Below are 9,673 nucleotides of genomic sequence, written 5' to 3'. Positions count from 1 at the left end.
CGCGGGTGGCGTGGTATAGGTCGGCCGTGCGCTACTTCGAGGCCACGCTGGTCGACAACATCCGACTCGCGCCACACACGTGCGTGTTGCGGCTCGGCGGCTGCGCGTCGCTGGAGGCTGCCCGCCCGGGGCAGTTCGTCATGGTGCGCGGCGACTGGGGCGCCGATCCGCTGTTGCCGCGGGCGTTCTCGTTGCTCGCCATCCGCGGCGACGGCGTCGTCGACCTGCTCGTCAAGGCGGTCGGCAAGGCGACGCGGCTGCTCGAGCGCGCGACGCCGGGCGAGCGGTTGGCCGTGTTGGGGCCGCTCGGCACCGCCTTCCCCGAGCCGCGGCCCGATCGCGACGACTGGCTCGTCGCCGGCGGCGTCGGGCTAGCGCCGCTGTTGATGCACGCGGCGCGGGCGCGCGCGACCGGCTGTTCCGATCGCATCACGCTGTTTTATGGCGGTCGCAGCGCGGAGGATCTCGTGCTGGTCGACGCGATCGAGGCGACCGGGTGTCGCGTCGTATTCGCAACCGAGGACGGCTCGCGCGGCGTCCGCGGCTACGTCACCGCGGCCGTCGAAGCCGCCGCGGCTGCCGGCGGCGCGCCGACCGTGCTCGCCTGCGGGCCGGAGCCGATGCTGCGCGCGGTCGCCCGCCTGTGCCGCGCGCGAGGCCTCGACGGATACCTCAGCCTCGAGGGGGAGATGGCGTGCGGCATCGGCGCGTGCCTCGCGTGCGCCGTGCCGTGCCGGTCCCGGCCCTACCGGTACACGTGCACCGACGGTCCCGTCCTGCCGCTGGCGGACCTCGCCGGGCCTTACGCCGGCGAGCCGGCGCCGCTGGACGCCGCGCACGACGTCGACGGAGTTCGCGTACGATGATCGATCTCACGACTCACTTCGGTACGGTCACGTTCGCCAACCCGGTGCTCACCGCATCCGGGACGTTCGGCTACGCGGGCGAGTTTGCCGAACTCACGGATCTCGACAAACTCGGCGGCGTCGTCACAAAGGGGATCTCGCCGCGGCCGCGGTTCGGCAACCCCACGCCGCGCATGTGCGAGACGGCGTGCGGCATGATCAACTCGATCGGCCTCGAGAACGTCGGGGTGGACGCGTTTTTGTCCGACAAGCTTCCGTTGCTCAAACGCATCGGGGCAAAATGTATCGTCAACTTTTTTGGCGAGACGTTCGATGAGTACGTCGAGTGCGCCGCGCGCCTCGACGAGGGAAACCGCGCCGCCGGCGGCGGCATCGACGCCCTGGAAATGAACATCAGCTGCCCGAACGTCAAGAAGGGCGGCGTCGAGTTCGGCACGGACCCGGTCGTCGCTGGGCAGCTCGTTCGCGCATGCCGCGGGGCGACCCAACTGCCGCTTTGGGTGAAGCTCACGCCGAACGTGACCGACATCGTCGCGCTCGCGCGCGCGGTCGCCGACGCCGGCGCCGACGGCCTGTCGGTCATCAATACGATCACCGCGATGGGGATCGACGTGCGGACCCGCAGGCCGCGCATCGGCACCGTGTTCGGTGGACTGAGCGGCCCCGCGATCAAGCCGATCGCGCTGCGCATGGTGTATCAGGTCGCACGCGCGGGCATCGGGCTGCCGATCTGCGGGATCGGCGGCATCCGCACCGCGGAGGATGCCGCCGAGTTTCTCGTCGCGGGGGCGACGGCCGTACAGGTGGGAACGCACAACTTCACCGATCCGGACGCCGCGGCTCGCATGGTCGACGAGCTGGCCGCCCTGTGCGCCGAACTCGGCGTGTCGCGGGTGGCCGACCTCGTCGGCACGCTCGACGTGTCCGGATAGGGCAAGCGGCCAACTCCGCGCAATTTCGGGGTCGAACGCCCGGGATCCGGCGGCGGCGTGCCGGCCCGGGGACTTTTAACCGCCGCGAAACCTGCGCGAAACAATCGCCGCGCTAGAGATCGGACATGAAGAAGGTGGAGGCGATCATCAAGCCGTTCAAGCTCGACGAGGTCAAAGAGAGCCTGAGCGAAATCGGCGTCCACGGCATGACCGTGACCGAGGTCAAGGGGTTCGGCCGAACCGGCGGCAAGAAGGAGGTCTACCGCGGCTCCGCCTACGTCGTGGACTTCGTGCCCAAGGTCAAGCTCGAAATCATCGTCGCCGACGACAACGTCCACCAGGTGATCTCCACCATCGCGGAGGCGGCCAAGACGGGGCGCATCGGCGATGGAAAGATTTTCGTGACCCCCGTCGACGAGGTCATCCGCATCCGGACCGGCGAGACCGGCCCGGACGCGATCTGATTCGAGGTTCACGTTTCGTTTTTCGCACGACCGAACAAAGTGAGGCACACATTCATGAAGCCAGCCGACGTGATCAAGTTCGCCCAGGACAACGGGGCCAAGATGCTGGATTGCAAGTTCATCGACCTGCCGGGAGCGTGGCAGCACATCACGTTCCCGATCGATCGCCTCGAAGCCGGACTCGAGGAGGGGTTCGGGTTCGACGGGTCGTCGATCCGCGGCTGGCAGGCGATTCACAACTCCGACATGGTCATGCTGCCGGACCCGGCTAGCGCGCAGATGGACCCGTTCATGAAGGTGCCGACCCTGTCGCTCACGTGCGACATCGTCGATCCCATTACGCGCGAGCCGTACGGCCGCTGTCCCCGCAGCCTCGCCCGCCGCGCCGAGGCATACCTCAAGGCGTCCGGCATCGCGGACACCGCGTACTTCGGGCCGGAGGCCGAGTTCTACATCTTCGACGACGTCCGCTTCGACGAGGCGGCGAACATGTGCTTCTACGAAGTCGACTCGAGCGAGGGCCGCTGGAACTCCGGTGCCCCCGAGGAGGGGGGCAACAAGGGCTACAAGCCGCGGTTCAAGGGCGGCTACTTCCCGGTGTCACCGGTGGACACGTACACCGATCTCCGCACGGAGATGGTGTTGACCATGCAACGGGTCGGCATCGCAGTCGAGACGCACCACCACGAGGTGGGGACGGCCGGGCAGGCCGAGATCGACATGAAGTTCGACACCCTCACCGCGATGGGCGACAAACTGATGTGGTACAAGTACGTCGTCAAGAACGTCGCCCGCGCCGCCGGCAAGACGGTGACGTTCATGCCCAAGCCGCTGTTCGGCGACAACGGCAACGGGATGCACACCCACCAGTCGCTGTGGAAAGCGGAGAAGCCGCTGTTCGCCGGCGATCGGTACGCCGGGTTGTCGGAGACGGCGCTCTACTACATCGGCGGCATCCTCAAGCACGCCCACGCGATCTGTGCGTTCGCCAACCCGTCGGTCAATAGCTATCGGCGGCTCGTGCCCGGATTCGAGGCGCCGGTGAACTTGGCGTACTCGGCGCGCAACCGGTCGGCGGCCATTCGCATTCCGGTGGTGGGCGCGTCGCCCAAGTCCAAGCGCATCGAGTTCCGGTCGCCGGACCCGTCAGCGAACCCCTACCTGGCGTTCGCCGCGATGCTGATGGCCGGCCTCGACGGCATCGAAAACCGCATCCACCCGGGCGACCCGCTCGACAAGGACCTGTACGCGCTGTCGCCGGAAGAACTCAAGGAGGTGCCGCACGTACCGTTCACGCTCGACCAGGCGCTCGACGCGCTGCGGCGCGACCACTCGTTCCTGCTCAAGGGCGACGTGTTTACGCCGGACTTGCTCGACGCGTGGATCTCGTACAAGACCGACAACGAGGTCAACGAGGTTCGTTTGCGGCCCACGCCGATCGAGTTCTCGCTGTACTACGACGTGTAGACGGCGGGTAGCCGTCGCGGCGCACGCGGGTCGGGGCATCGCCTCGGCCCGCGTCGCCTTTTCGGCTGCGACGCCGCGAGTTGTTGTTTTGTTAGAGATTTCCTATACTAACGGCTTCGAGCCTCGCTCGACACTGCTCGGGGGCGCCCCGCGTGAATCTCAGCTCGATAGTCGCTCCGGACCGGCTGTACTCACTCGCGGTCGGGTGGGGGGCGCGCCGTACGGTGCCGCGCTCGCTGCGAGGACCGATCTATACGGTGTTCGCGCGTGCGGTGGGCGCGCGCCTCGACGAGGTCGCCGGGCCGCTCGACGCCTACCCGACATTCGGTGCGTTCTTTGCGCGGCGCTTGCGTGCGCAGGCGCGACCGCTCGCCGGCGGCGACGACGTCGCCGTGTCGCCGTGCGACGGGCTGGTGACGGCGGCCGGCCGCGCGACCGACGGCCGCCTGGTGCAGGCGAAGGGGCGACGCTACGCGCTGGCCGATTTGCTTGCCGACCGCGAGGTCGCCGCGGCGGTCGCCGGTGGCGCGTATGCAACCATCTATCTGTCACCTCGCGACTACCATCGCGTGCACGCTCCGTGCGACGTCGAGCTGGAAGGCTACACGCACGTGCCCGGCGCCCGGCTGCCCGTGAGTCCGCGGTGGGCCGATTGTGTGCCCAATCTGTACGCGCGCAACGAGCGCCTCGTGGTGCGCCTTCGATCGGCGGCGGGGACGATCGCGATCGTGCTGGTCGGCGCGGCGGCCGTCGGCCACCTCGTCGTGGTCGCCGGCGATCGCGAGCAGGTCGCGGCCGGCTCGGTGCAATGTACGCCGCCGATTGCGTGCCGGCGCGGGGACGAACTGGCCTACTTCGGCCTCGGCTCCACCGTGGTCGTCGTGTTCCCGCCCGGAGCGGCCGAGCTGTGCGTGCGCGCCGGCGATCGGATTCGGTTTGGCGAGGCGCTGGCGCGGCTGCGCGCCGAGCGGAGGCGGGAGGCGAGCTGATGGCGCGCGAAGCGGACGACCGCGACCGCAAGCGCCGCCGGCGCAAAGCCGGACTGCGCGTGCCGTCGGACAACGTGCCGCGTCCCACCCGGTCCGCGCCGTCTGCCGAGGTCGCACGCGAGGGCGGCGGTCGGCGCGAACCCGGGGGGGCCGGCGCGGAGGCGGTTTCCGTGCCGGCTGCCGGCGGCCCGGCGCTGCCCGTGCGACCGGCGGACGGCGAGGTGCGGCGCGAGTTGCCGGGCGGTCGCGGGGGCGCGCCCGCCGGCGGCGTGCCGGACGCCGAATTGGCGGCGGACAACACGGCGCCGACCGACGCGCGCGCCGACGCCGCGGCGGACGCAGGGTCCGCACCGGTCGCAATCGACAACCGCAAGACGATCGTCATGCCGACGATCACCGACGAGGACATCGAGGCGGAGGGCGAGGAGGCAGAGGGCGAGTGGCCGGACGTCTCGATGCGCGACGACGGGCGAGGTGCCGGCGACGACGAGGACGAGGACGACGACGAGGACGACGTGCCGATCGACGTCGACCTCGACGCGGAAGACGGCGCGACCGCGGGCGTCGCGGCGGTCGCGACCGGCGCGGCCGCGATCGCCGGCGGGGGCGTCGCGAATCCGCAGTCCGCACCGCGCGCCGCTGCCGCCGTCTCGGCCGGCCCCGTAGATCTTCGGCCGAATGTCGGCGCCGAGCCGGGGCCGCTGGGGACGCGCACCGGCGCGGCGCCGGCCCCCGTCGCGCCGCCCGCGTTCCAGGCCGATGCCGCGGCGCAGGAGGCGGCTGCCGAGGCGATCGGGGGCACCGTCGAACCGGGCGACGCATCGGACAGCGGCGAGTTGCTCACCGACGACCTGATCGAAGAGTTCGACGCGGGGGCGATGCCGGAGCCGGCGGCGACCGCGGCGCGGCCCGGGGACGATGGCGGTGCACCGCCAGACGCCGCGCCCGACCGCGGTGCCGACCGCGACGGCACGGCCGCGGCGGTGCCCGCGCCGTCCGGCCGGCCCGTGGCGGACGCCGAGCCGGCCGCGCCCGCGCGCGCCGAGACCATCCTCGAACCGGTCGAGGAACTCGAGCCCGCCGACGTCGTCGAGGTCGACGAGCCGGCCGGCGTCGTCGAAGGCGACGAGCCCGCCGGCGCTGGCGGCGAACCGGCGGTTTTTCCCCCGCCGGCGCCCGCGGCGTCCGCGCCCCCCGCCCAAGCGGCGCCGCCACCTCGTCCGCCCGCTCCGCCGCCCCGCGTCGCGGCCGCGCCGACCGCGGCTCCGCCGAAGCCGCCGCCCGCGCCGGTGGCAGTCGGCACCCGCGGCGGCGCGCGCAAGGCCAAGCCGTGGTTCGAGGAGATCTTCGACGAGGATTATCTGCGGACGCTGCCGTTTCTCACGCCGCGCGAGACGCAGCGGCAGGCGGCGTTCGTCGTCGATGCCCTGTCGGTGCCGCCGGGGGCGCACCTGCTCGATCTCGGCTGCGGCTATGGCCGTCACGCGATGGAACTCGCGGCCCGCGGCTATCACGTCGTCGGGCTCGACCTGTCGCTGCCGCTGCTGATCCGCGGGGCCGACGAGGCGCAGCGCCGCGGCCTCACGATCAATTTCGTTCACGGCGACATGCGCGAACTCACGTTCGAAAACCAGTTCGACGGCGCCTATTGCCTGTTTTCGACCTTCGGCTATTTCGACGACGAGACGAACAAGAAGACTGCGGCCGCCGTGGCTCGCGCGCTCAAGCCGGGCGGTCGGTTCGTCGTCGAGGTGCTCAATCGCGACTACCTCATCGCCGATCTGCCGTCGCGCGTGTGGTGGGAGGGGGACGGTTGCGTCGTGCTCGAGGAGGTCGAGTTCAACTACTTTTCGTCGCGCATCGTGTCGAGCCGATCGGTCGTGTTCGACGACGGCCGCCAGCTGGAACAGGAGATCTCGATGCGCGCGTATTCGTTGCACGAGTTCGGCAAACTGCTACACGCAGCCGGATTCCGCGTCATCGAGATCTCCGGCAGCATGGACACCCGGGGGCGGTTCTTCGGCGCCCATTCGCGCGAACTGGTGGTCGTGTGTGAAAAGCGCGGGCCCCGCGGCGACGGCGAGGAGCACACCAAACCCGGAACGGGCGGCTGACGCGCTGCGGTAGTCCCCCGCGGGCGATCGGCCGCGGCCGCGTCGTCTCGCGATGTTGGCCGGCGTGACGCGCCGAGTCGGCGCGAGCCTGCGGCGTGCGTCACGGCGGGGGAATAGCGATTGCGCGACGATAGTTTGACCGACGAGGCTCCGGCTCGACCGCGCGTGCGCAGTCACTTCGGCAAAACGTTTCGGCTCGTGAGGCGTCCAATCCTATGGGCCCGGCACCCGCGACCTTCCCGGAGCCCGGAATGGAACCGATGGCCACGACCGCAGTGAAACGCTCCTCGCGCGCCGCACCCCGCCGCACCGTCCGGCGCGGCGCCGCCCCCGTGATCAAGCCGCGGCGCGGCGCCCGCCGCGCGGCCAACGATGCGCCGGCTGCGCGGCCGCAGTCCGACGGCGGGTTTCTGTCCGCGTACTTCCGCGAGATGGCGGACCTCGAGGTCATGCCGCCGGAGCAGGAATTTGTTGCGGCCAAGGACATCGAGACGCTCGAACTGCTCGCGTGGGAGCGGATGTTGACCTATCCGCCGCTCGCGGACGTCGTGGCGGACGCCATCGAAGCGAGCCTTGGGCATCCGGTCGAGGAGCTGCGCGCGGTGCGCCGAGCAGCCGCCGATGCGCGACGGTCGCACGCGAAAGCAAACCGGACCCGCCTCCGGCGGGCGGCGCTGAAGGCGGCAGCGGCGCTGCGCCCCCTCGACGTCGATCATCGGCACTCCGAGGCGGCGCTGGCGGAGATCGAGCGCATTGCTGCCGGCGAAGCGCCGCGCGGCTCGAGTCGCCGCGTCCGCATCCGGCGCGACAGCGCGGCGTTCCGCGGCTACGTCGCCCGCGTGCGGGACGCGCACCGCGGTGCGGCCCGAGCGCGAAACGACTTCGTCCGCGCCAACCTTCGCCTGGTCGTGAGCATCGCGCGCCGCTTCAACTATGGGCGCATGTCGCTCGCCGACCTGATCCAGGAGGGCAACATCGGCCTGATGAAGGCGGTAGAACGGTACGACTACCGGCGTGGATTTCGATTTTCGACCTACGCGAGCTGGTGGATCCGGCACGCGATCAGCCGCGCGCTGGCCGATAAAGGGCGGGAAGTGCGGTTGCCGGTACACATGTTGGACGCGTATCACCGGGTGAACAAAGCGCACCGCGAACTTACCGCCAAGCTCGGGCGGCAGCCGACGTCACACGAACTCGCCGACGCGGCAAACATCGCGGCGCCCAAGATCGAGAAAATGCGCACCTACCTCGTCGACCAGTCGACGTCGCTCGATCGGCCGGTCAACGACGAGGACGGACGCACGCTCGCGGAAGTCCTGCCGGATCCGGAGACTGTGGACGCGTCGCCGGTCGACGCGATCGCGGCTCGCGCGATGACGGCGGAGATGAACCGATGCCTCGCCGAGCTGCGGCCGATCGAGGCTGACATCTTGCGCAAGCGATTCGGTCTCGGCGGCGACGACGAGCACACGCTCAAGGAGATCGGACGTCGCTACAACCTGTCGCGCGAACGCATTCGCCAGTTGCAGGAGCAGGCGCTGGCGAAACTGCGGCGCGCGCTGGCGCGCAAGGGGCTGTAGCGCGGGCGTGCGCCGCGCTACTTGTCCTTCTTTTCTACGAGCTGGTCGACGCCGAACCCGGCAGCCGGATCGATGTACGTGTAGCCCTTCGGAAACTTGCGCTGCTGGCCGTTGTCGAATCGCACGACGATGTCGACGACTTCACCGACTGCGCCCGCCGGAGCGTCGACCACCATCTCGGTGTCCCCGCGGTAGCGCAGGTTCGTGGCGCGCTTGGTGCCGAACCACACTTCGGCTCCCCCCACCTTGGGCGACGTGAAGCCGCTGCCGTGAAACACCACCGGATCGCCCCCGCTGTAGGGGCCCGTTTTGGGCTCGTAGCCGGTGATCCGCAGGCCTTCCGCCTTCTCGCCGCACCCGACGATCACCGCGGCGAGCAGGCCCACCGCGGCTGCGATCGTTCGCTTGTCCACCATGCGCGTCCTCCTGTTCATCGGGGTTCAGCTTCGCAGGGCGATCCGGAACAGTTGCTGGCCGAGCAGGATGAACGTGCCGTCTTTGACCTCCCGCTCACCGTTGACCTTGAGGAAGGTGCCGTTGGAGCTGCCGAGGTCGGCGACGAACACCTTGCCGTCGCGCGTCGAGATGCGCGCGTGCAACCCCGACACGTACCCATCTTCGGAGAAATTGATGTCGCCGCGCTCGCGTCCGAGCGTGACGCTGTCGCCGAGCAGCGGGAACGCGGCGCCGTCGACTCCCTCGCCGATGATGACGCTCAGTTTCCCCCAGTAGCCGGGGTTCGGGCTTCCCATCACCTCGGTGCCGTCCTCGGTCGGCGCGGGCGGCTCGATGAGATCGAAGCGCAGAAGCTCCTGGCCGATCCGCAGAATCTGTCCGGGCTCGATCTCCTCCTCCTCGGTCATACGGATGAACACGCCGTTGAGGCTGTCGAGATCGCGGATGACCGCGCCGGCCGCGTTGAGGATCAGCTCGGCGTGGGTCGGCGACAGGTAGCCGTCGTTCGCGAACAGATCGCCGTGATCGCGGCCGATGAGGTTTTCGCCCTCGCGCAACGGGTGGGCGCCGCCCTCGCTGCCGTCCGGGCGAATGAGGACGAGCTGGCCGTGCGGTCGCGGTTGCGCCTGGGGTTGCGGGGCGACGTCCGCGGTGACGCGAGGCTGCACCGGCGCCGCGACCGGCGTACCGCACTGGCCGCAGAATCGGAACCCCGCGGGCACGTCGAAGCCGCAGCTCGTGCACCGCACGGGCGCGGGCGCCGCGCCGGCCATCGGCGCGGGGGCGCTGGGCGCGGCGGCGGCGG

General features: G+C 70.2%; 9 protein-coding genes. 7 read left to right on the top strand and 2 right to left on the bottom strand.

All coding sequences use genetic code 11. From position 1 onward, the window contains the following. Nucleotides 1-5: 5 nt before the first annotated feature. The 7 genes from D6689_08165 (at nucleotide 6) to D6689_08135 (ending at nucleotide 8,412) form a co-directional block, all read left to right on the top strand. Nucleotides 6-866, top strand: a complete 861-nt coding sequence (locus D6689_08165; protein RMH42460.1) for a dihydroorotate dehydrogenase electron transfer subunit — start codon at nucleotides 6-8, stop codon at nucleotides 864-866. After that, a complete protein-coding gene (locus D6689_08160; protein RMH42459.1) occupies nucleotides 863-1,798 on the top strand; it encodes a dihydroorotate dehydrogenase in 936 nt (311 codons plus the stop codon). The genes D6689_08165 and D6689_08160 overlap by 4 nt, the downstream gene beginning before the upstream one ends. 125 nt (nucleotides 1,799-1,923) lie before the next feature. Further along, a complete protein-coding gene (locus tag D6689_08155) occupies nucleotides 1,924-2,262 on the top strand; it encodes a P-II family nitrogen regulator (protein ID RMH42458.1) in 339 nt (112 codons plus the stop codon). 54 nt (nucleotides 2,263-2,316) lie between these two features. Next, nucleotides 2,317-3,729: a type I glutamate--ammonia ligase gene (gene glnA / locus D6689_08150; protein ID RMH42457.1), complete on the top strand. Its 1,413-nt coding sequence runs from the start codon at nucleotides 2,317-2,319 to the stop codon at nucleotides 3,727-3,729. A 104-nt stretch (nucleotides 3,730-3,833) separates the two neighbouring features. Then, nucleotides 3,834-4,718, top strand: a complete 885-nt coding sequence (gene psd / locus D6689_08145) for a phosphatidylserine decarboxylase (GenBank protein ID RMH42456.1) — start codon at nucleotides 3,834-3,836, stop codon at nucleotides 4,716-4,718. Then, a complete protein-coding gene (locus tag D6689_08140; GenBank protein RMH42455.1) occupies nucleotides 4,637-6,832 on the top strand; it encodes a class I SAM-dependent methyltransferase in 2,196 nt (731 codons plus the stop codon). Before psd ends, D6689_08140 begins: the two co-directional genes overlap by 82 nt. Nucleotides 6,833-7,047: 215 nt before the next feature. Beyond that, a complete protein-coding gene (locus tag D6689_08135) occupies nucleotides 7,048-8,412 on the top strand; it encodes a sigma-70 family RNA polymerase sigma factor (GenBank protein RMH42454.1) in 1,365 nt (454 codons plus the stop codon). Between the two features lie 17 nt (nucleotides 8,413-8,429). Here D6689_08135 and D6689_08130 read toward each other — a convergent pair whose 3' ends face one another. Together D6689_08130 and D6689_08125 are read right to left on the bottom strand one after the other, a co-directional pair. Further along, the gene (locus D6689_08130) at nucleotides 8,430-8,846 is read right to left on the bottom strand and encodes a hypothetical protein (protein RMH42453.1); all 417 of its coding nucleotides are present in this window, start codon (nucleotides 8,844-8,846) and stop codon (nucleotides 8,430-8,432) included. A 6-nt stretch (nucleotides 8,847-8,852) separates the two neighbouring features. Further along, on the bottom strand, nucleotides 8,853-9,673 hold an 821-nt coding region (locus D6689_08125; protein RMH42452.1), incomplete at its 5' end, for an FHA domain-containing protein.

Source organism: Deltaproteobacteria bacterium, from assembly GCA_003696105.1.
Classification (GTDB): domain Bacteria; phylum Myxococcota_A; class Polyangia; order Haliangiales; family J016; genus J016.
The sequence above is the reverse complement of the archived record's forward strand: the minus strand, read 5'-3'. Positions and strand labels throughout refer to the sequence as shown.

Excerpts from the sequence above, each read along its gene's own strand:
- D6689_08160 (RMH42459.1), top strand. The coding sequence starts at position 863 with ATGATCGATCTCACGACTCACTTCGGTACGGTCACGTTCGCCAACCCG.
- D6689_08155 (RMH42458.1), top strand. The coding sequence starts at position 1,924 with ATGAAGAAGGTGGAGGCGATCATCAAGCCGTTCAAGCTCGACGAGGTC.
- glnA (RMH42457.1), top strand. The coding sequence starts at position 2,317 with ATGAAGCCAGCCGACGTGATCAAGTTCGCCCAGGACAACGGGGCCAAG.
- D6689_08135 (RMH42454.1), top strand. The coding sequence starts at position 7,048 with ATGGGCCCGGCACCCGCGACCTTCCCGGAGCCCGGAATGGAACCGATG.
- D6689_08130 (RMH42453.1), bottom strand. The coding sequence starts at position 8,846 with ATGAACAGGAGGACGCGCATGGTGGACAAGCGAACGATCGCAGCCGCG.